This window comes from Streptomyces sp. NPDC001599, from assembly GCF_042893535.1.
In the GTDB taxonomy this organism is placed as follows: Bacteria; Actinomycetota; Actinomycetes; order Streptomycetales; family Streptomycetaceae; genus Streptomyces.
Genome location: NZ_JBIAVA010000002.1, coordinates 75438 through 94538, shown reverse-complemented (window position 1 = coordinate 94538; position 19101 = coordinate 75438). Strand labels below are relative to the sequence as shown.

Here is a 19101-nt window from a genome sequence, read left to right as displayed (position 1 = left end):
AACCCCCACAACCCGAGGACCCGTCCCCGCCCACCCCCGGAGGGCATGGCAGGCTTGGGCCCATGGCCGCCCAGATCAACCCCAGCATCCTGTCCGCCGACTTCGCCCGCCTCGCGGACGAGGCCAAGGCGGTCGAGGGAGCCGACTGGCTCCACGTCGACGTCATGGACAACCACTTCGTCCCGAACCTCACGCTCGGTGTGCCGGTGGTCGAGTCCCTCGCCCGCGCGACCGACACCCCGCTGGACTGCCACCTGATGATCGAGGCCCCCGACCGCTGGGCACCGCAGTACGTGGAGGCGGGGGCCGGTTCCGTCACCTTCCACGCCGAGGCGGCCGCCGCGCCGGTGCGGCTGGCCCGGGAGATCCGGGCCAAGGGCGCCCGCGCGTCCATGGCGCTCAAGCCCGCGACGCCGATCGAGCCGTACGAGGACCTGCTCCCCGAACTCGACATGCTGCTGATCATGACGGTTGAACCCGGCTTCGGTGGGCAGGCGTTCCTGGACATCATGCTTCCGAAGATCCGCCGCACCCGTGAGCTGATCAAGAAGCACGGCCTGGAGCTGTGGCTCCAGGTCGACGGCGGAGTCTCGGCGTCCACGATCGAGCGGTGCGCCGAGGCCGGTGCCGACGTCTTCGTCGCGGGTTCCGCCGTGTACGGGGCGTCCGACCCGGCCGAGGCGGTACGTGCACTGCGCACGCAGGCCGACGCGGCGACCGCCAGGGCATCCTGGTCCTGCGACCACTGAGGAACAGAAAGTGAACGGCTCCCACCAGGGCTGATCAAGTGCGCCGAATCTGCAAGGATGAACGGCGTATCCAGAGTGTGAACAGCAGTGAGGAGATCGCCGTGTCGGGTATGTCGGCGGGCCGTTCAGCCATGCGGATGGGACCCGCTGAGCTGGTCCAGGCGGCGGCCATGGCCCGCCGCTTCTACCTCGAGGGCAAGTCCAAGATCCAGATCGCGGAGGAGTTCGGCGTCAGCCGCTTCAAGGTGGCCAGGGTTCTCGAGACCGCCCTCGAGCGGGACCTTGTACGCATCGAGATCCGGGTGCCGGCCGAGCTGGACGCCGAGCGCTCGGACGCCCTGCGGGCCCGCTACGGGCTTCGGCACGCCGTGGTGGTGGAGTCCCCGGCCGACGCCGAGGAGACACCCGACCCGGAGAATCTGGGGGAGGTGGCCGCCGACCTGCTCGGCGAGCTGGTCAACGAGGGCGACGTGCTGGGCCTGGCCTGGGGCCGGTCCACCATCCACATGGCGGCGGCGCTCGACCGGCTGCCGCCGTGCACCGTGGTGCAGCTGACGGGCGTGTACGACGCCGGGACCGCCGAGCGCGGCTCGGTGGAGGCCGTGCGCCGCGCCGCCCAGGTGTCGGGCGGCGACGCCCACCCCATCTACGCGCCGATGCTGCTGCCGGACGCCGCCACCGCGCAGGCGCTGCGGCACCAGACCGGGATCGCCCGGGCCTTCGAGTACTTCGACAAGGTCACGGTCGCCTGTGTCTCGATCGGCTCCTGGGAGCCCGGCATCTCGACCGTGCACGACATGCTCAGCGACGAGGAGCGCGCGCACTACGCCTCGCTCGGCGTCGCCGCCGAGATGTCCGCGCACCTCTTCGACGCCGAAGGGCGCCGGGTCGGGCGGGACCTGGGGGAGCGGTGCATCACCGTCAAGGCCGACCAGCTCCGGCGCATCCCCGAGGTCGTCGCGATCGCGGGCGGGCAGCGCAAGGCGGCGGCCATCGACGCGGTGCTGCGCTCCGGCCTCGTCACCAGCCTGGTCACGGACACGTCGGCCGCGGACTACCTGATGACGGCGGGCTCGGCACCGAAGTCGACGCTCAACCGGACGGACCCCGACGGGATCTGACGGCCGATCAGCAGCGGAAGTGCGAGAGGAGGGGCGCGACATGACCGAGGACGCCGCGGGACGGCTCGTGGTCACGCTGGACCTCGGCGGGGTCACGGACAAGGCGGGCCTGATGGACCGCTGCGCCCGTGACCTGGCGCTGCCCGACTGGTTCGGCCGGAACTGGGACGCGCTCGCCGACTCCCTCGCCGACCCCTCCGTGTGGCCCGAGGGTGCGGCGGACCGGGGGCTGGTCCTCGTCGTGGAGGGCTGGCGGGCGTACGCCGAGACGCGGCCGGACGAGTGGGCCGTCGCCGAGGAGGTCTTCGCCGAGGCCACCGACCGCGGCCCGGGGCTGTTCGTCACCCTCGGCCCTGGAGGAAGCTCCAAGGAGGCCGCTGACCAGCCTGGATGATCTGCCCGGGGACTATCGGCCACCCGTCATGGGACAATGAAGTACGTGCTCTTTCCCCCTGGCTGACCTGTCCGGGGGCCACCTCTGATCGACTGGGATGTGCAGCACGTGCGTTTCCTCAATGACATCCAGCCCTCGTACGACCTGACGTACGACGACGTGTTCATGGTGCCGAGCCGCTCCGCCGTCGGCTCCCGGCAGGGCGTGGACCTCGGCTCCCCGGACGGCACGGGCACCACGATCCCGCTGGTCGTCGCCAACATGACCGCCATCGCGGGCCGCCGGATGGCCGAGACGGTGGCCCGGCGCGGCGGCCTCGTGGTCATCCCGCAGGACATCCCGATCGAGGTCGTCACCGACGTCGTCTCCTGGGTGAAGAGCCGCCACCACGTCCTGGACACCCCGATCGTGCTGGCCCCGCACCAGACCGTCGCCGACGCGCTGTCCCTGCTCCCCAAGCGCGCGCACAACGCCGGTGTCGTCGTGGACGAGGACAACAAGCCGGTCGGCGTGGTCACGGACACCGACCTGTCCGGCGTCGACCGCTTCACCCAGCTCGAGGAGGTCATGTCCAAGGACCTGATCCTCATCGACGCCGACCTGGACCCGCGCGAGGCCTTCAACACCCTCGACGCGGCCAACCGGCGCTACGCGCCCGCCGTGGACAAGGACGGTCGCCTCGCCGGCATCCTCACCCGCAAGGGCGCCCTGCGCGCCACCCTGTACACCCCGGCCGTCGACGCGCAGGGCAGGCTCCGCATCGCCGCCGCCGTCGGCATCAACGGCGACGTGGCCGGCAAGGCCGAGCAACTGCTCGACGCGGGCGTGGACACCCTCGTCATCGACACCGCGCACGGCCACCAGGAGTCGATGATCAGCGCCGTCAAGGTGGTGCGCGACCTCGACCCGCGGGTCCCGATCGTCGCGGGCAACATCGTCTCCGCCCAGGGCGTGCGCGACCTGATCGAGGCGGGCGCCGACATCATCAAGGTCGGCGTGGGCCCGGGTGCCATGTGCACCACCCGGATGATGACCGGCGTGGGCCGGCCGCAGTTCTCCGCCGTCCTGGAGTGCGCCGCCGAGGCGAAGAAGTACGGCAAGCACGTGTGGGCCGACGGCGGTGTCCGCCACCCGCGCGACGTGGCGATGGCCCTCGCGGCCGGCGCGTCCAACGTGATGGTCGGCTCCTGGTTCGCGGGCACCTACGAGTCCCCGGGCGACCTCCAGCACGACGCCAACGGCCGCGCCTACAAGGAGTCCTTCGGCATGGCCTCCGCGCGCGCCGTGCGCAACCGCACCTCGGAGGAGTCGGCGTACGACCGGGCCCGCAAGGCGCTGTTCGAGGAGGGCATCTCCACCTCGCGGATGTTCCTCGACCCGGCCCGGCCCGGCGTCGAGGACCTGATCGACGCGATCATCGCGGGCGTCCGCTCGTCCTGCACCTACGCCGGTGCCGGCTCCCTGGAGGAGTTCGCCGAGAAGGCCATCGTCGGCGTCCAGAGCGCCGCCGGTTACGCCGAGGGCAAGCCGCTGCACGCCAGCTGGAGCTGACCGGCCCCGAAGTCCGGCCACATCGCGTCAGGGCGGCTTGACGTCAAGCCGCCCTGACGCGACGCTGGACGCATGACGACACCGCAGAGCGTCGAGCCGCAGCACACCCTGCTGACCGCCGTGGCCCGCCTCGACGAGCTGCGCGCCCGCGAGTCCCTCGCCGGGTTCGGCAGTGACGACGAGGCCCTGGACCGCCCCCAGCTCCTCGAACTGCTCGCGCTGGGCGAGGTGGTCGCCCGCAAGGCCGCCTACGGACGCCAGCTCACCGTCCGCGCCGCCCGCGAGGCCGGTGCCTCCTGGGCACAGATCGGAGCCGCCCTCGGCACCAGCAAGCAGGCCGCCTGGGAGGCGCACACGCGCTGGATCGACGCCCAGGAGGCCGCCCGCGGCCAACCCGGACAGATCGGCTTCGACGCCGCGGACGCGGCCGAGGCACGCGCCGCCGCGGGCGAGCCGGACAGCCACTGACCAGCCCCGATCCGCCGTCCGCCGCCCGCGGGCGCAGCACCGCGCACCCCGTGCGCAACGAACACCCGCGCTGCCGCGTCGAACGCAACGATCGTGTCCGAACGCGCAAGGTTGCTGCATTACCGGGGCACCGCCCCGCTCGTAGTGTTCTGCGCTGTACGTGGCGTGGCGGGGACCCCGCTCGGTGGGTTCCCGTTCTGCACGAGCGCGCCCGCAGGTCCCCGCCGCTCCCCAGGCCCGCCGGGAGCCGTCCGCCGACCCCGGCGGCGCGACCGGCAGCGACAAAGGAGTCAACGCGTGCTCGACCAAGGCGCACCCCCGCACCACGACGCATCGGCCACCCCCGCGTCCCCGGGCCTGGCCGCGCGCCTCATGCGCCGCAAGCCGGTGGAACGACTGGTCGCCGAGGGCGGCCAGGGCGAGGGCGGCAGCCTCCGCCGCTCCCTCGGCCTCTGGCAGCTCACGATGATCAGCATCGGAGCCACCCTCGGCACCGGCATCTTCGTCGTCCTCGGCGAGGCCGTCCCCAAGGCCGGACCGGCCGTCACACTGTCCTTCGTCATCGCGGGCCTCACCGCGCTCTTCTCGGCCCTGTCCTACGCCGAGCTGGCCGGCACCATCCCGGTCGCCGGATCCTCGTACTCGTACGCCTACGCCACGATGGGCGAACTGGTCGCCTGGATCTGCGGCTGGTGCCTGGTCCTGGAGTACGGCGTGTCCGTGGCCGCCGTCGCCGTCGGCTGGGGCGAGTACCTGAACGAGCTGCTCGACGGCACCATCGGCGTCACCCTCCCCGCGGCCCTGTCGGCACCGCCCGGCGACGGCGGGATCTTCAACCTCCCCGCGCTGATCGTCGTGCTCCTCGCCATGACGTTCCTGCTCGGCGGCGCCCGCGAGTCCGCCCGGGCCAACACGATCATGGTCGTCGTCAAGATCGCGGCGCTGGTGCTCTTCTGCGCGATCGGCGTGCAGGGCTTCCGCTCCGGCAACTACGAGCACTTCATGCCGCTGGGCATGGCCGGGGTCAGCGCGGCCGGCGCGACGCTCTTCTTCTCCTACATCGGCTTCGACGCCGCCTCCACCGCCGGCGAGGAGGCGAAGAACGCCCAGCGCGACCTGCCGCGCGCCATCATGCTGTCCCTGGTCATCGTCACGGTGCTGTACGTCCTGGTCGCGGCCGTCGCCGTCGGCGCCAAGCCGTGGCGGACCTTCACCGACTCCGAGGCCTCCCTCGCGCAGATCATGACCGACGTGACCGGGCAGAGCTTCTGGGGCACCCTGCTGGCCTTCTGCGCCGTCGTCGCCATCGCCAGCGTCGTCCTGACCGTCCTCTACGGCCAGACCCGCGTCCTGTTCGCCATGTCCCGCGACGGACTGGTGCCCAAGGTGTTCTCCCGGGTCCACCCGAAGACCGGCGCACCCCGCGCCAACACGCTGATCGTCTCCCTCTTCTGCGGCGTCCTCGCCGCCGCCGTCCCGCTCGGGCAGCTCGCCGACGCCACCAGCATCGGCACCCTCTTCGCCTTCGCCCTGGTCAACGTGGCCGTCGTGGTGCTGCGCCGGACCCGTCCCGACATGCGCCGCACCTTCCGCGTCCCGCTGTCGCCGGTCCTGCCCGCCCTCGGCCTCGCCTTCTGCGTCTGGATGATGGGCAGCCTGTCCACCGTCACCTGGGTGGTCTTCGGTGTCTGGATGGCCGTCGGGCTCGTGTTCTACTTCGTGTACGGCCACCGCCGCTCCCGACTCGCCGCACCGGACCCGTCCGAGGTCCGCACGCACCAGAAGTGAAGTGAACGACCCGCAGTGCTGAACGATCTCGACGAACGCATCGTGCACGCCCTCGCCGAGGACGCCCGCCGCTCCTACGCGGACATCGGGCAGTCGGTCGGCCTCTCCGCGCCCGCCGTGAAACGCCGCGTGGACCGGCTGCGCGCCACCGGCGCCATCACCGGCTTCACGGTCCGGGTCGACCCCGCCGCGCTCGGCTGGGAGACCGAGGGGTTCGTCGAGATCTTCTGCCGCCGCAACACCTCGCCCGAGACCATCCAGCGCGGCCTGGAGCGCTACCAGGAGGTCGTGGCCGCGTCCACCGTCACAGGCGACGCCGACGCGGTCGCCCAGGTCTTCGCCTCCGACATGCGCCACTTCGAGCGGGTCCTGGAGCGGATCGCCGGGGAACCCTTCGTGGAACGCACCAAGTCCGTGCTCGTGCTCTCGCCGCTGCTGCGGCGCTTCTCGTCGGGCTCGCCCACGTAATCCGGTGGGCAGGGCGCCGCGTGCCCTCTAGCATCGGTGCCATGACCTGGCGACATTGATCCACCCGCGCCACCCGTAGCGCCTCCTCCCGAGGGCCGCCCCGGACGCCGTACCTCCGGTGTCCGATCCGCCCCCTCGGGAAGGCCTCATGACTCTCTCCACCTCGCCCGGGCGTGCCCACGCACCCGCCGGCACCCGCCGGCTCGTGCGCACGCTGTACGTCTCCGCGTTCTGCGACGAGTTCGTCCTGCTCTACCCGGTGTACGCGCTGCTGTTCGCCGACACCGGTCTGTCCGTCTGGCAGACGGCCTCGCTGTTCGGCCTGTGGTCGCTGACCGGCGTGCTGCTCGAGGTGCCCTCCGGCGCCTGGGCCGATGCCGTCTCCCGGCGGCTGCTGCTGATCCTCGGCCCGCTGCTCACCGCCGCCGGCTTCGCGCTGTGGGTGCTCGCGCCCTGCTACGGCGCCTTCGCGCTCGGTTTCGTGCTGTGGGGCGCGGGCGGCGCGCTCGGCTCGGGCGCGCTGGAGGCGCTGGTCTACGACGAACTCGAGCGGGCCGGCGCGGCCGGCCACTACGCCCGCTTCATGGGCCGGGCCCGGGCGATCGGCATCGCCGCGACCATGTCCGCCATGGGCCTGGCCGGTCCGGTGTTCGCCTGGGGCGGCTACGACGCGGTGGGCGCCGCGAGCGTGCTCGCCTGCCTGACCGTGGCCGCCGTGGCCACCAGGTTCCCCGAGCACCGGACACCCTCCGGCGGCGGCGAACGCTGGTCCGCGACCCTGCGCGCCGGACTCGCCGACGCCCGCGCCGACCGGTCCGTGCGCGGCGCGCTGCTCCTCGTACCGGCCGTGACCGCGGTGTGGGGCGCGCTCGACGAGTACACGCCGCTGCTGGCGCGCGACACCGGCGTGGCGGCCGAGACCGTGCCCTGGCTGCTGCTGGTGATCTGGGCCGGTGCCACGGCCGGCAGCCTGCTGGCCGGTGTGGCAGAGCGCCTGACCGCCAACGGGTTCGCCGCCCTGCTGGCCGGTTCCGCGCTCGCCCTGGCCGTGGGGGGCCTCGCCGGCACACCGGCCGCCCTGGTCCTGGTGGCGCTCGCCTTCGGCGGCTTCCAGCTGGCGACCGTGCTGGCCGACGCCCGCCTCCAGCAGCGCATCGACGACACCGGGCGGGCCACCCTGACCTCGGTCGCGGGCCTCGGCACCGAGCTGGGCAACTTCGCCACCTACGGTGCCTACGCGGCGGCGGCCACGGTGTGGGGCCACGGCACCGCCTTCGCGCTCTCCGCGCTGCCGTACGTCCTGACGGCGCTGCTGCTGACCGGCGCCGCCCGGACTACAGCCGCGGCTGCCAGGGCACGACGTCGAAGTCGCCGGTCCCCTTCCTGACCTTCTCGAAGGGCGCCGACCCCACGCACCGGGGCAGCTCCCCGCCCTCCGCGGGGCTGCCCGTCGCCGCCCAGCTGTAGCCGAGGCGGTCGTGGCGGCCCAGGTCGTGGACGGTGATGCCGACCCGCTTGCCCTCCGCGCCGGGCAGGTCGGAGTCGGTGATGACGCCGGAGACGACGGCCACGTCACCGCCGGTCAGGAGACAGTCCACGGTGGCCTCGGCCCGCGCCCCCTTGCCGTCCAGGTAGTGGCTGAACGCGAAGGTCCCGGTCGCCTTCAATGGGTCCGCATTGTCCTCGGCCGCCAGATGGGCGTCGAAGGTGAAGGTGATGTCGTCCCCCGCCGACCGGTACAGCTTGGCGGTGCCGGTCAGGGCGGCGGCCTCCCTCGGGGGCGGGCCGTCGTGCGATCTCCCGTCGGGGCCGGCGGCGACGGCCGCGCCCGTGGTGACGGCGGTGAGCAGCAGGGCGGCGCAGAGCGCGGCGGTCGCGGTACGGCGTTTCATGGCGGTCGTCTCCCGTGGATCGAAGCCGGTGAACCGAACGGTCACCACTGTCCCGGCGCCGCGCCCGCACCACATCGCACCCAGGGCGGGAGCCGCCTCCGCCGCGCGGCGGGGACCGCCGGCCCGGTCTGCTCCCGGGGGACGAGGACCGCACCCGCCGGAGGGTGCGCAACGAATCGCCGTGCGGTGCCCGGGGCACGCAACGATCCGCTCACCGGCGCGCAACAGGTCCGTCTTGTCCGGCCGAGTCCGCCGACCGTACCGTCTATCTGGCCCCCCGAACCCCCCTGCGACCGGTGAGGAACACGCATGCGCACCGCCCTGCTCCAGAGCTCCGGCCGCCCCGGCTCCACCGCCGAGAACCTCAAGGTCCTCGACGAGGCCGCGGGCCGCGCCGCCGCCGCGGGAGCCGCGCTGCTCGTCACCTCCGAGCTGTTCCTGACCGGATACGCCATCGGCGACGCCGTCGGAGTCCTCGCCGAACCCGCCGACGGCGACGCGGCCGACGCCGTCGCGGAGATCGCCGGGCGCCACGGCCTGGCCGTCGCCTACGGGTACCCCGAGCGGGACGGCGAGCGTGTCTTCAACTCCGTCCAGCTCATCGCCGCGGACGGCACCCGGCTCGCGGGCTACCGCAAGACCCACCTCTTCGGCTGCTTCGAGCGCGACCACTTCACCCCTGGAGAACAGCCCGTCGTCCAGGCCGAGCTGAACGGCCTCACCGTCGGCCTGATGATCTGCTACGACGTCGAGTTCCCGGAGAACGTCCGCGCCCACGCCCTGGCCGGCACCGACCTGCTGCTCGTCCCGACCGCGCAGATGCACCCCTTCCAGTTCGTCGCCGAGTCGGTCGTGCCGGTGCGGGCCTTCGAGAACCAGATGTACGTCGCGTACGTCGACCGTGTCGGCCGGGAGGGCGAGTTCGAGTTCGTCGGCCTGTCCGTCCTCGCGGGGCCCGACGGCGTCGCCCGCGCCCGCGCCGGGCGGGCGGAGGAGCTGATCCTCGCCGACGTCGACCCGGCCTTCCTGGCCGCGTCCCGCGAGGCCAACCCGTACCTGAAGGACCGCCGCCCCGGCCTCTACGGCGCCCTCGCCTGAGCCCCGAACCGCGCGTCCCCCCGGTTCCGCCCGTTCCACCCGCGCAAGGAGTCCGTACCCCATGACGTCCACCGTGCCCAACGCGATCGAGCACGCAGACGAGCAGCAGCCGCCGATCACCATGTTCGGGCCGGACTTCCCGTACCCGTACGACGACTTCCTCGCCCACCCGGCGGGACTCGGTCAGATACCCGCCACCGAGCACGGCACCGAGGTCGCCGTCATCGGCGGCGGTCTGTCCGGCATCGTGGCCGCCTACGAGCTGATGAAGATGGGCCTGAGGCCCGTCGTCTACGAGGCCGACCGGATCGGCGGCCGCCTGCGCACCGTCGGCTTCGACGGCTGCGACCCCTCGCTGACCGCCGAGATGGGCGCGATGCGCTTTCCGCCGTCCTCCACCGCCCTCCAGCACTACATCGACCTGGTGGGCCTTCGGACCCAAGCCTTCCCCAACCCCCTCGCCGAGGCCACGCCGTCGACCGTCGTCGACCTCAAGGGCGAGTCGCACTACGCGGAGACCCTCGACGACCTGCCGCAGGTCTACCGGGACGTGGCCGACGCCTGGGCGAAGTGCCTCGAAGAGGGCGCCGACTTCACCGACATGAACCGCGCCCTGCGCGAGCGCGACGTCCCGCGCATCCGCGAGATCTGGGCGAAGCTGGTCGAGAAGCTCGACAACCAGACCTTCTACGGCTTCCTGTGCGACTCCGAGGCCTTCAAGTCCTTCCGGCACCGCGAGATCTTCGGCCAGGTCGGCTTCGGCACCGGCGGCTGGGACACCGACTTCCCCAACTCCATCCTGGAGATCCTCCGCGTCGTCTACACCGAGGCCGACGACCACCACCGCGGCATCGTCGGCGGCTCCCAGCAGCTGCCGCTCAGGCTCTGGGAGCGCGAGCCCGAGAAGATCGTCCACTGGCCGCACGGCACCTCGCTGAAGTCCCTGCACGCGGACGGCGAACCCCGCCCGGCCGTGACCCGGCTGAACCGCACCGCGGGCAACCGCATCACCGTGACCGACGCCGACGGCGACATCCGCACCTACCGGGCGGCGATCTTCACCGCCCAGTCCTGGATGCTGCTCTCGAAGATCGCCTGCGACGACTCGCTCTTCCCGATCGACCACTGGACCGCGATCGAGCGGACCCACTACATGGAGTCCAGCAAGCTCTTCGTGCCCGTCGACCGGCCCTTCTGGCTCGACAAGGACGAGGTCACCGGCCGGGACGTCATGTCGATGACGCTCACCGACCGCATGACCCGCGGCACCTACCTCCTCGACGACGGACCGGACAGGCCCGCCGTCATCTGCCTCTCCTACACCTGGTGCGACGACAGCCTGAAGTGGCTGCCGCTGTCCGCGAACGAGCGGATGGAGGTCATGCTGAAGTCGCTCGGCGAGATCTACCCGAAGGTCGACATCAGGAAGCACGTCATCGGCAACCCGGTGACGGTCTCCTGGGAGAACGAGCCCTACTTCATGGGCGCGTTCAAGGCCAACCTGCCCGGGCACTACCGCTACCAGCGGCGCCTGTTCACGCACTTCATGCAGGAACGGCTGCCGGAGGACAAGCGGGGCATCTTCCTCGCCGGAGACGACATCTCCTGGACGGCCGGCTGGGCCGAGGGCGCCGTCCAGACCGCGCTGAACGCGGTCTGGGGCGTCATGCACCACCTGGGCGGCGAGACCGACCCGACCAACCCCGGCCCCGGCGACCTGTACGAGGAGATCGCGCCGGTGGAGCTCCCCGAGGACTAGGGGCCCTAGACCCCGGCCGCCCTCGCCTTCTCGTACACCTGGGCGGCGACGTCCTTGAGTTCCTCGGCGTCGCGCGTGGTGCTCTGCACGTCGATGAGGATCACGTCGAAGCCGACCTCGGCGTGCGCGGCCAGGTCCTCGACGATCTGGTCGACGCCGCCCTGGAAGGGACGGCGGTCGGAGCCCTCGTAGTTCTTGGCGCTGTAGCGGGTGTTGACCCGCAGCACCGTCCGGAGGGGCTTCGTGCGGCCCCGCTCGGCGGCCAGTTCCCGCAGTTCCCGCAACTGCGCGGCGACGGTCTCGGCGCCGAGACCGGTCGGCAGCCAGCCGTCGGCGTGGTCGACCAGGCGGCGCCGGGCCCGGCCGCTGCCGCCCGCCGCCAGCAGGATCGGGATCGGCCGGGCGGGTTTGGGACCGACCACGGCGGACGCGATCTTCGTGACCTCGCCGTCGTACACCACCGGATCGGGCCCCCATACCGCGCGGCACACCCCGATCAGCTCGTCGAGGGCGGCGCCGCGCTCGGCGAACGGCCGCACGGAGGCCGCCGCGTACTCGTCGTGCGACCAGCCGGTGCCGAAGCCCGCCACCACCCGGCCGCCGCTCGCCGCGTCCAGCGTGGCCAGCGACTTGGCCAGCTGGAAGGGGAGGTGCAGCGGGGCGACCAGCACGCTCGTGCCCAGCCGGGCCCGCTCCGTGACCGCGGCGGCCAGGGCGAGGGTGACCAGCGGCTCCGCCACGCTCCGGTACGTGTCCGGCCAGGGCAGTCCCTCGATGCCGTAGAGCCCCTGGGTCGCGGGCTCCGGGAACAGGGCGCGCTCGAACACCCACAGGCTCTCGTAGCCCATCCGCTCCGCCGCGCGCGCCACGTCGGGGACGTCCTTGCCGATGTCGTACTGCCGCATCTGAGGGAGGCCGAGTCCGAGCCGGGTCGTCATACCGGGGTGCTCCTTCGCAGTCGGGGTGCGATGTCGCCCATGGTTCCCACCGGGTTGCCCATGGGACCCAACAGTTTCAACGTACAGCGATCGCACGGGTGTTCCGCGACCGCACACGCGAGAACCGGCCGGTCAGTCCGGCAGCGGTGTGAGCAGCATGCGGCCCGCGAAGCCCACCGCGGCGTCCAGCCGTACGGTGAACTCCCCGGCGACGTCCGGCAGCCGGCGCAGGGCCCACAGCGCGCGGGCCGCCGCCCAGGTGGCCTCGCGGGCGCGGTCCAGGCTCCAGGAGCCCAGCAGATGGGTCAGCGGGTCGGCGATCTGCAGGAGATCGGGACCCGGCATCAGCTCGTCGCGGATGCGCTCCTCCAGCGAGACGAGGAGATCGCCCACGCGGTCGAACTCGTCCTCCAGGTCGACGGGTTCGCAGCCGAGCGTACGACAGGTGTCCACCACGGCCAGCGCGAGGTCGTGGCCGATGTGCGCGTTGATGCCCGCCAGCGCGAACTGCAGCGGCCGTACCCCGGGATGGCGGCGGAACTGGAACAGGGGGCGCCAGCAGGCGGGCGGACGGCGGTCCTCCTCCGCCGTGTCCACGGCGGCCAGATAGCGCTCCGCGAACCGCACGTCCAGCGCGGTCGCGGCCGAGGCGTCCGCGAACCGGCCGCCGTCGATGTGCCGGTCCACGGCCTCCGTGACGGCGAGGTAGACGCGGTTGAAGACCGCCACTCCGTCCCGGGCCGGCAGCTCGGTGTCGAGGGCGCGCATCCGGGACAGGACGGTGTCCACCGTCGAGGCGGCCGTCGGGACTTGCTCGCAGTGCGCCATGGCCGCAGCGTCGCAGCTTTAGGCTGACGGGAGTGCCGGCGGGCCCGACGCTTCCCCAGAACGGGGGAACGCGCCCGCCGCGCGGGGGAGGGGGACCGTACGTGTCAGGCCGTCGTGCCCGGCGTCGGGCTGCTCGCAGGACCGGGCGCAGGCGGGCCGCGGGACGCGGTGCGATGGTCGCGGCCGCGTCCGTCGTCGTCGCCGTGGGGACCGCCGCCGGAATGCTCACCGCGCTCGGCGACGAGGACGGCGGCGGCGCCGACGCCGGCCGCCCGCGGGCGACCCACTCGGTGCGGCTGGACGCCCTGCCCGTCTCCCCGTCCCCGTCCGCGTCGGCGGTGTCGTCGCGATCCGCGTCGACGTCGGCCTCGCCGTCACCGACCGCCGGGAAGCCCACCTCCTCTCCTTCGCCGAAGCGGAACCTCACGAAGCGGGAACCCCGGGCGAAGGACGCCGCCAGCCGGCTCTACCGGCACCCCGACTCCCAGGTCCTCGACTGGGTCCGGGCCCACCCCGACGACCCGCGGCAGGACGTCATCGCGTCCCGGATCGCCGGCCATCCGGCCGCCGTCTGGTTCGCCGACCACACACCGGCCACCATCACCTCCCGGGTCCGCGCCGTGACCGCCGCGGGCGCCGCCCAGGGCCGGGTGCCGGTCCTCGTGCCGTACGCGATACCCGACCGCGACTGCGGCGGCCACTCGGAGGGCGGCGCGCCCGACCTCGCCGCCTACGACGCCTGGATCGACCGGTTCGCCGCCGGGCTGGGCTCCGGCGAGGTGATCGTCGTGCTGGAGCCCGACTCGGTCGCCCAGTCCGAGTGCCTGTCCGCCGGTGGGCGTGCCGACCGCTTCGCCTCCCTGGCACGCGCCGGGCGGGTCATGAAGGACGCCAACCCGGCCGCCCGGGTGTACTACGACGCGGGCCACTCCGGCTGGCACGCGCCCGCCAAGCAGGCAAGCTGGCTGAAACAGGCCGGTGCCGCCTCGGCCGACTCCTCCGACGGCGTCTTCAGCAACGTCTCCAACTTCCACACCACCGCCGACGAGGTCGCCTACGACCGCGCCGTCCTCGACGCCCTCGGCGGCCCGGCGAGCCTCGGCGCCGTGATCGACACCAGCCGCAACGGCAACGGCGCCGCGCCGGACGGCGAGTGGTGCGACCCGGCCGGCCGCAGGATCGGTCACGCACCGACCCTGAGCACCGGCATGGGGCGCATCGACGCCTACCTGTGGGTCAAGCTCCCGGGGGAGTCCGACGGCTGCAAGGGGGAACCGGGCACGTTCACCCCGTCGTACGCCTACGACCTGGCGCGCTGAGTCCCGTCGCCGTCACCGCCGCCCGCGCCGCCTTCCGCCGTCTTCGCGTCGTACGACGACGTGCCCTCGTCCAGCAGCGGCTGCTGCGTCTTGAGGTGGGCCGGGGCGAAGGCGCGCAGCGCGTGGTAGCCGGTGATGACGACCAGGGTGCCGAGCGCGATGCCGCTGAGCGAGAACGTGTCGGTGAACTCCATGCTGACGTTGCCGACGCCGATGATGATGCCCGCGGCGGCCGGCACCAGGTTCAGCGGGTTGCGCATGTCCACCTTGGCGTTGATCCAGATCTGCGCGCCGAGCAGCCCGATCATGCCGTAGAGGATGACGGTGATGCCGCCGAGGACGCCGCCCGGGATCGCCGCCACGACCGCGCCGAACTTCGGGCAGAGGCCGAAGAGCAGGGCGAAACCCGCCGCCGCCCAGTAGGCGGCCGTCGAGTAGACCCGGGTCGCGGCCATCACGCCGATGTTCTCGGAATACGTGGTGTTGGGCGGGCCACCGACGGCGGTGGAGAGCACCGAGCCGATGCCGTCGGCCGAGATCGCCGTACCGAGCCGGTCGTCGAGGTTGTCCCCGGTCATCTCGCCGACCGCCTTGACGTGCCCGGCGTTCTCCGCGATCAGGGCGATGACGACCGGCAGCGCCACCAGGATCGCCGACCACTCGAAGCTCGGCCCGTGGAAGGACGGCAGCCCGATCCAGTCGGCCTGGCCCACGGCGGAGAAGTCCAGCCGCCAGTGGTCGGTCAGCTTGCCGCTGCCGTCCACCGAGTGGATCTTCCCGAAGATCCGGTCGAGCGCCCAGGACAGGACGTACCCGAAGACCAGCCCCAGGAAGATCGCGATCCGGGACCAGAAACCGCGCAGACAGACCACGGCCAGACCCGTGAACAGCATCACGAACAGCGCCGTCCACTGGTCCTGCGGCCAGTACGTGGACGCGGTCACCGGGGCCAGGTTGAAGCCGATGAGCATCACCACCGCGCCGGTGACGACCGGCGGCATCGCGGCGTGGATGATCCGCGCCCCGAACCGCTGCACGGCGAGCCCCACCAGGAACAGCGCGACGCCGACGACGAGGACCGCGCCGGTCACCGTGGCGCTGGTGCCGCCCTGCGCCCGGATGACGGCGGCGACGCCGACGAAGGAGAGCGAGCAGCCGAGGTAACTGGGCACCCGGCCGCGGGTGGCGAGCAGGAAGATGACGGTCGCGACGCCCGACATCATGATCGCGAGGTTGGGGTCCAGGCCCATCAGGACCGGAGCCACGAAGGACGCCCCGAACATGGCCACCACGTGCTGGGCGCCGAGCCCGGCCGTGCGGGGCCACGAGAGCCGTTCGTCGGGGCGGACCACCGCTCCGGGGGCGGGTACCTTCCCGTCCCCGTGCAGTTTCCAACGCACGCCGAGGTCCATGGTGAGGTTTCGCTTTCTCTGTGCCGAGGTCTGACCGGACCATTGTCGGGGGTGCCCGGCCGTGCGGTTGACCTGCGCCCTTCGCCGAAGGGCGTCCTGAGCGTCCGCTTAGGATGATGGTGGTCCCCGTACCTGTGCCGAGAGACCGCGCATACCACCCCGCACCACCCAGGAGCCCGCCGTGACCGCCGAAGCGCCCGCCGCCCCCGTCCCGCCCGCCGTCCCCCACGGCCGGCTCGTCCCCGTGACCGTCCACTTCGACGACCTGGACGCCCTCGGACTGCTGCACAACGCCCGCTACCCGGTGATGGTCGAGCGGGCCTGGACGGAGCTGTGGGCCGGGCACGGCGTCCGGTTCGAGGGCGACTGGGAGGCGGCCGGCGACGCCTGCAACGCGGTCAGGGAACTGACGATCGGCTACGAGGCGCCGGTCACCCGCCCCGGCGCGTACGCCGTCCACCTGTGGCTGGACCGGCTCGGCACCACCGGACTGACCTACGGCTTCCGGTTCTGCTCGGCGGACGGCGCCACCACCTACGCCCGCGGCACCCGGGTGCTGGTCCGGCTGGACGCGCGTACGCTGCGCCCGGCGCCGTGGAGCGAGGCGTTCAGGTCTGCCGGTCGGACACTTCTGCGACCGGCGGACTGATCTTGGGGCGGTTCCGGTCGCCGGACCGCAGCACCCGCGCGAACACCACCAGGCAGCAGGCCAGCAGGGTCACCAGGCCGAACGACACCACCAGGCTGGTCGCCTGGGCCAGGCCGCCGATCGCGCTCGGCGCGACCAGGCCCGAGGTGTACGTGACGGTCGCGACGCCCGCGATGGCCAGGCTCGGGTTGGAGCCGGCCCGGCCGGCCGCGGCGAAGCACAGCGGGACGACCACGGCGATGCCGAGGCCCATCAGCGCGAAGCCGGTCATCGCCACCGCAGGATGGCCGCCGGCCACGACGAGCAGACCGCCGAGGGTGGCCAGCACGCCGCTCACCCGTACCGTGCGCACCGCGCCGAACCGGTCCACCACCTTGTCGCCGGCGAGCCGGGCCAGCGCCATCGTCAGCGTGAAGCCCGTCGTGCAGGCCGCCGCCAGACCGGCCGAGGCCTCCAGCTCGTCCCGCAGATAGACCGCGGACCAGTCCAGGCTCGCGCCCTCCGCGAACACCGCGCAGAACCCGACGGCGCCGATCAGCAGGGCCGACCTGGGCGGCAGCGCGAAGCGCGGCGGCGGGTCCTCGTCCTCGGCGGGCTGGAGGTCCAGCACCCACGTGCAGGCGACCAGGCCCGTCGCGGTCAGCACCGCGGCGGCCAGGAGATGGTGTGTCCTGGCGTCCGTGCCCAAGTGGGCGGCGAGCGTCCCGGCCGCCGAACCGATCAGCGCGCCCACGCTCCACATGCCGTGCAGCCCGGACATGATCGACTTGTCCAGACGGTTCTCGGTCTCGACGCCCAGGGCGTTCATCGCCACGTCCGACATGCCCGCCGTGGCGCCGTAGACGAACAGGGCGAGACACAGGGTCAGCAGGTTCGGGGCGAGGGAGGGCAGGATCAGCGCCAGCGTCCACAGGGCCAGCAGGCCGCGCAGGGCGGCGCGGGCGCCGAAGCGGTGGGTGACGCGGCCGGCCAGCGGCATGGCGAGGGAGGCGCCGAGCGCCGGGAAGGCGAGCGCCAGCCCCAACTGGCCCGCGCTCACGCCGGCATGGTCCTGGATCCAGGGCACGCGGGTCGCGAAGGAGCCGGTGACGGAGCCGTGCACGGCGAACACGGCCGCCACGGCGTACCGGGCGTGTCTCACCTCGCGCTGCCCGTAGGTCCCTGTGCTCATGGTCCACCCCTCCGAGTCCGTCAATCCGCGGCGTAAACTATCAGGGAGCCTGCCTGATAGATAGTGGATTACCGGTGCGGCCCCCGCGCCGCCGATCTGGAAGGATCCCGGCATGCCCGCATCCCCGAGCACCGCCCGGGCCATCAACGACCGGCTCGCCCTTCATCTGCTCCAGCAGGAGGGCCCGTTGACGGCCGGGCAGTTGAAGCAGCTGACCGGCCTGTCCCGGCCCACCGTCGCCGACCTCGTCGAACGCCTCACCGCCTCCGGACTGATCGAGGTGGCGGGGGAGTCCGGCGAGCAGCGCCGCGGACCCAACGCGAAGCTGTACGGCATCGTCGCCGAGCGCGCCTACCTCGCCGCCCTCGACGTGCGCACCGAAGGCGTCGCCGTGCTCGTCTCCGACCTGCTCGGCCGGGTCCTCGCCGAGGCGTCCGTGCCCATCGACGACCACTCCGGCACCGGTCCCGCCGTGGAGCAGGCGGTGAGCCTGGTCGAGCGCGCGGTCAAGGAGGCCGGCGCCGACCGGCTGCACACCGTAGGCATCGGCGCACCCGGCCTGATCGACCCGGCCGGCGGCGAACTCCGGGACTCCAGCGGGCTGCCGGAGTGGCACCGCCGCCTGATGGCCGCGCTCCAGGAGAAGTTCCCCGAGGCGCGGGTCGGCGTCGAGAACGAGACCAACCTCGCCGCCCTGGCCGAACAGCGCGACGGTGCCGCCCGCGACCGGGACACCTTCGTCCTCCTCTGGCTCGGCCTCGGCATCGGCGCCGCCGTCGTGCTGGACGGCACCCTGCGCCGGGGCGTGTCCGGGGGCGCGGGCGAGATCGGCTTCATGCCGGTGCCGGGCACCGCGGGCCTGCCCTCCGCCACCGACTGCGACGGAGGCTTCCACTCCGTGGCGGGTTCGGCGGCGGTGACCGCCCTCGCGGCGGAGCACGGCGTGACGGCCCGACCCGTCGGGCCCGAGCCGCATGCCGCCGCGCTGGTCCGGGAGGCGGTACGCCGGTCGGCGTCCGGGGGCGACCCCGTCGCCGACCGGTTCCTCGACGCGCTCGCCGACCGCGTCGTCCTCGGCGCCGCCGCCGTCGTCTCCGTCCTCGACCCCGGCTGCCTGGTCCTCGCCGGCGAGATCGGCCGGGCCGGCGCCGACGCCCTCGCCGACCGCGTCCAGCACCGGCTCACCCGCATGTCACCGCTGGCCACGGAGGTACGGCCCAGCACTCTGGGCGGCGGCGCGGTGCTGCGCGGCGCCCTGCTCACCGCCCGCGACCGCGCGCAGGACGAGATCTTCGCGCCGCCGGAGCGGTAGCCTGCGGCGCTTCGGCGGGCAGCCGACCGCCCCCGGAGACGGCGGTGCCCGGAGCGCCCGGACGCGACCGCCCGCGTGGCCGGGAGCCGTGCGGGTGCGGGGCCGACGGGCATGGCCGGTGCGTCGGCGTCGCCGGGTGGCGGTCGATGACGCCCGGCTTCGGGGACGGTCCCCGCCCGGCGAC

General features: G+C 73.0%; 18 protein-coding genes. 13 read left to right on the top strand and 5 right to left on the bottom strand.

Going from position 1 to position 19101, the window contains the following annotated elements; genetic code table 11:
- Nucleotides 1-62 precede the first annotated feature (62 nt).
- From rpe to ACFYZ3_RS05000, 8 genes are all read left to right on the top strand, one after another.
- Nucleotides 63-749 (top strand): ribulose-phosphate 3-epimerase, encoded by a 687-nt coding sequence (rpe, locus tag ACFYZ3_RS05035; protein ID WP_388514084.1) that lies wholly within the window; start codon nucleotides 63-65, stop codon nucleotides 747-749.
- A gap of 77 nt (nucleotides 750-826) precedes the next feature.
- Complete coding sequence (locus ACFYZ3_RS05030; RefSeq protein WP_087810377.1) at nucleotides 827-1870, top strand: sugar-binding transcriptional regulator; 1044 nt, start codon at nucleotides 827-829, stop codon at nucleotides 1868-1870.
- Nucleotides 1871-1910: 40 nt separating this feature from the next.
- A complete protein-coding gene (locus ACFYZ3_RS05025) occupies nucleotides 1911-2264 on the top strand; it encodes a barstar family protein (RefSeq protein WP_388514083.1) in 354 nt (117 codons plus the stop codon).
- Nucleotides 2265-2372: 108 nt separating this feature from the next.
- Complete coding sequence (locus tag ACFYZ3_RS05020) at nucleotides 2373-3815, top strand: GuaB1 family IMP dehydrogenase-related protein (protein ID WP_388514081.1); 1443 nt, start codon at nucleotides 2373-2375, stop codon at nucleotides 3813-3815.
- Nucleotides 3816-3887: 72 nt separating this feature from the next.
- Nucleotides 3888-4283, top strand: coding sequence for a hypothetical protein (locus ACFYZ3_RS05015; protein WP_388514079.1), 396 nt, complete (start codon nucleotides 3888-3890; stop codon nucleotides 4281-4283).
- Nucleotides 4284-4580: 297 nt separating this feature from the next.
- Nucleotides 4581-6071 carry an amino acid permease gene (locus tag ACFYZ3_RS05010; RefSeq protein WP_388514077.1) on the top strand — a complete coding sequence of 497 codons (1491 nt, stop codon included), beginning with the start codon at nucleotides 4581-4583 and terminating at the stop codon, nucleotides 6069-6071.
- Between the two features lie 15 nt (nucleotides 6072-6086).
- Nucleotides 6087-6539 (top strand): Lrp/AsnC family transcriptional regulator, encoded by a 453-nt coding sequence (locus ACFYZ3_RS05005; protein ID WP_003977367.1) that lies wholly within the window; start codon nucleotides 6087-6089, stop codon nucleotides 6537-6539.
- Nucleotides 6540-6687: 148 nt separating this feature from the next.
- A complete protein-coding gene (locus ACFYZ3_RS05000) occupies nucleotides 6688-7926 on the top strand; it encodes an MFS transporter (protein WP_388514075.1) in 1239 nt (412 codons plus the stop codon).
- On the opposite strand, the gene ACFYZ3_RS04995 is transcribed toward ACFYZ3_RS05000, so the two are convergent.
- Nucleotides 7874-8431, bottom strand: a complete 558-nt coding sequence (locus tag ACFYZ3_RS04995; protein ID WP_388514073.1) for a Repetin — start codon at nucleotides 8429-8431, stop codon at nucleotides 7874-7876. The genes ACFYZ3_RS05000 and ACFYZ3_RS04995 overlap by 53 nt on opposite strands.
- 309 nt (nucleotides 8432-8740) lie before the next feature.
- Between ACFYZ3_RS04995 and ACFYZ3_RS04990 the strand changes: the two genes are divergently transcribed.
- Together ACFYZ3_RS04990 and ACFYZ3_RS04985 are read left to right on the top strand one after the other, a co-directional pair.
- Nucleotides 8741-9529, top strand: coding sequence for a carbon-nitrogen hydrolase family protein (locus tag ACFYZ3_RS04990; RefSeq protein ID WP_388514072.1), 789 nt, complete (start codon nucleotides 8741-8743; stop codon nucleotides 9527-9529).
- A 61-nt stretch (nucleotides 9530-9590) separates the two neighbouring features.
- The gene (locus ACFYZ3_RS04985; protein ID WP_388514071.1) at nucleotides 9591-11288 is read left to right on the top strand and encodes a flavin monoamine oxidase family protein; all 1698 of its coding nucleotides are present in this window, start codon (nucleotides 9591-9593) and stop codon (nucleotides 11286-11288) included.
- A 5-nt stretch (nucleotides 11289-11293) separates the two neighbouring features.
- Here ACFYZ3_RS04985 and ACFYZ3_RS04980 read toward each other — a convergent pair whose 3' ends face one another.
- Nucleotides 11294-12226, bottom strand: coding sequence for an LLM class F420-dependent oxidoreductase (locus ACFYZ3_RS04980; RefSeq protein WP_388514070.1), 933 nt, complete (start codon nucleotides 12224-12226; stop codon nucleotides 11294-11296).
- 132 nt (nucleotides 12227-12358) lie between these two features.
- Nucleotides 12359-13054 (bottom strand): DUF5995 family protein, encoded by a 696-nt coding sequence (locus ACFYZ3_RS04975; RefSeq protein ID WP_388514068.1) that lies wholly within the window; start codon nucleotides 13052-13054, stop codon nucleotides 12359-12361.
- A 173-nt stretch (nucleotides 13055-13227) separates the two neighbouring features.
- Between ACFYZ3_RS04975 and ACFYZ3_RS04970 the strand changes: the two genes are divergently transcribed.
- Nucleotides 13228-14373 (top strand): glycoside hydrolase family 6 protein, encoded by a 1146-nt coding sequence (locus tag ACFYZ3_RS04970; protein ID WP_388514067.1) that lies wholly within the window; start codon nucleotides 13228-13230, stop codon nucleotides 14371-14373.
- Here the strand turns inward: ACFYZ3_RS04970 and ACFYZ3_RS04965 are convergent.
- Nucleotides 14355-15785: a uracil-xanthine permease family protein gene (locus ACFYZ3_RS04965; protein WP_388514066.1), complete on the bottom strand. Its 1431-nt coding sequence runs from the start codon at nucleotides 15783-15785 to the stop codon at nucleotides 14355-14357. The two genes, ACFYZ3_RS04970 and ACFYZ3_RS04965, sit on opposite strands and share 19 nt — an antisense overlap.
- 181 nt (nucleotides 15786-15966) lie before the next feature.
- On the opposite strand from ACFYZ3_RS04965, the gene ACFYZ3_RS04960 reads away from it, so the two are divergent.
- Nucleotides 15967-16434: an acyl-CoA thioesterase gene (locus ACFYZ3_RS04960; protein ID WP_388514065.1), complete on the top strand. Its 468-nt coding sequence runs from the start codon at nucleotides 15967-15969 to the stop codon at nucleotides 16432-16434.
- Here the strand turns inward: ACFYZ3_RS04960 and ACFYZ3_RS04955 are convergent.
- Nucleotides 16394-17605, bottom strand: coding sequence for an MFS transporter (locus ACFYZ3_RS04955; RefSeq protein WP_388514063.1), 1212 nt, complete (start codon nucleotides 17603-17605; stop codon nucleotides 16394-16396). The genes ACFYZ3_RS04960 and ACFYZ3_RS04955 overlap by 41 nt on opposite strands.
- A gap of 112 nt (nucleotides 17606-17717) precedes the next feature.
- On the opposite strand from ACFYZ3_RS04955, the gene ACFYZ3_RS04950 reads away from it, so the two are divergent.
- Nucleotides 17718-18917, top strand: coding sequence for an ROK family transcriptional regulator (locus ACFYZ3_RS04950; protein ID WP_388514061.1), 1200 nt, complete (start codon nucleotides 17718-17720; stop codon nucleotides 18915-18917).
- Nucleotides 18918-19101: the final 184 nt, after the last annotated feature.

Bases quoted from the DNA above. Each gene is read 5' to 3' on its own strand.
- rpe (WP_388514084.1), top strand. From the start codon at position 63: ATGGCCGCCCAGATCAACCCCAGCATCCTGTCCGCCGACTTCGCCCGC.
- ACFYZ3_RS05025 (WP_388514083.1), top strand. From the start codon at position 1,911: ATGACCGAGGACGCCGCGGGACGGCTCGTGGTCACGCTGGACCTCGGC.
- ACFYZ3_RS05015 (WP_388514079.1), top strand. From the start codon at position 3,888: ATGACGACACCGCAGAGCGTCGAGCCGCAGCACACCCTGCTGACCGCC.
- ACFYZ3_RS05000 (WP_388514075.1), top strand. From the start codon at position 6,688: ATGACTCTCTCCACCTCGCCCGGGCGTGCCCACGCACCCGCCGGCACC.
- ACFYZ3_RS04995 (WP_388514073.1), bottom strand. From the start codon at position 8,431: ATGAAACGCCGTACCGCGACCGCCGCGCTCTGCGCCGCCCTGCTGCTC.
- ACFYZ3_RS04990 (WP_388514072.1), top strand. From the start codon at position 8,741: ATGCGCACCGCCCTGCTCCAGAGCTCCGGCCGCCCCGGCTCCACCGCC.
- ACFYZ3_RS04985 (WP_388514071.1), top strand. From the start codon at position 9,591: ATGACGTCCACCGTGCCCAACGCGATCGAGCACGCAGACGAGCAGCAG.
- ACFYZ3_RS04980 (WP_388514070.1), bottom strand. From the start codon at position 12,226: ATGACGACCCGGCTCGGACTCGGCCTCCCTCAGATGCGGCAGTACGAC.
- ACFYZ3_RS04975 (WP_388514068.1), bottom strand. From the start codon at position 13,054: ATGGCGCACTGCGAGCAAGTCCCGACGGCCGCCTCGACGGTGGACACC.
- ACFYZ3_RS04970 (WP_388514067.1), top strand. From the start codon at position 13,228: ATGGTCGCGGCCGCGTCCGTCGTCGTCGCCGTGGGGACCGCCGCCGGA.
- ACFYZ3_RS04965 (WP_388514066.1), bottom strand. From the start codon at position 15,785: ATGGACCTCGGCGTGCGTTGGAAACTGCACGGGGACGGGAAGGTACCC.
- ACFYZ3_RS04955 (WP_388514063.1), bottom strand. From the start codon at position 17,605: ATGAGCACAGGGACCTACGGGCAGCGCGAGGTGAGACACGCCCGGTAC.
- ACFYZ3_RS04950 (WP_388514061.1), top strand. From the start codon at position 17,718: ATGCCCGCATCCCCGAGCACCGCCCGGGCCATCAACGACCGGCTCGCC.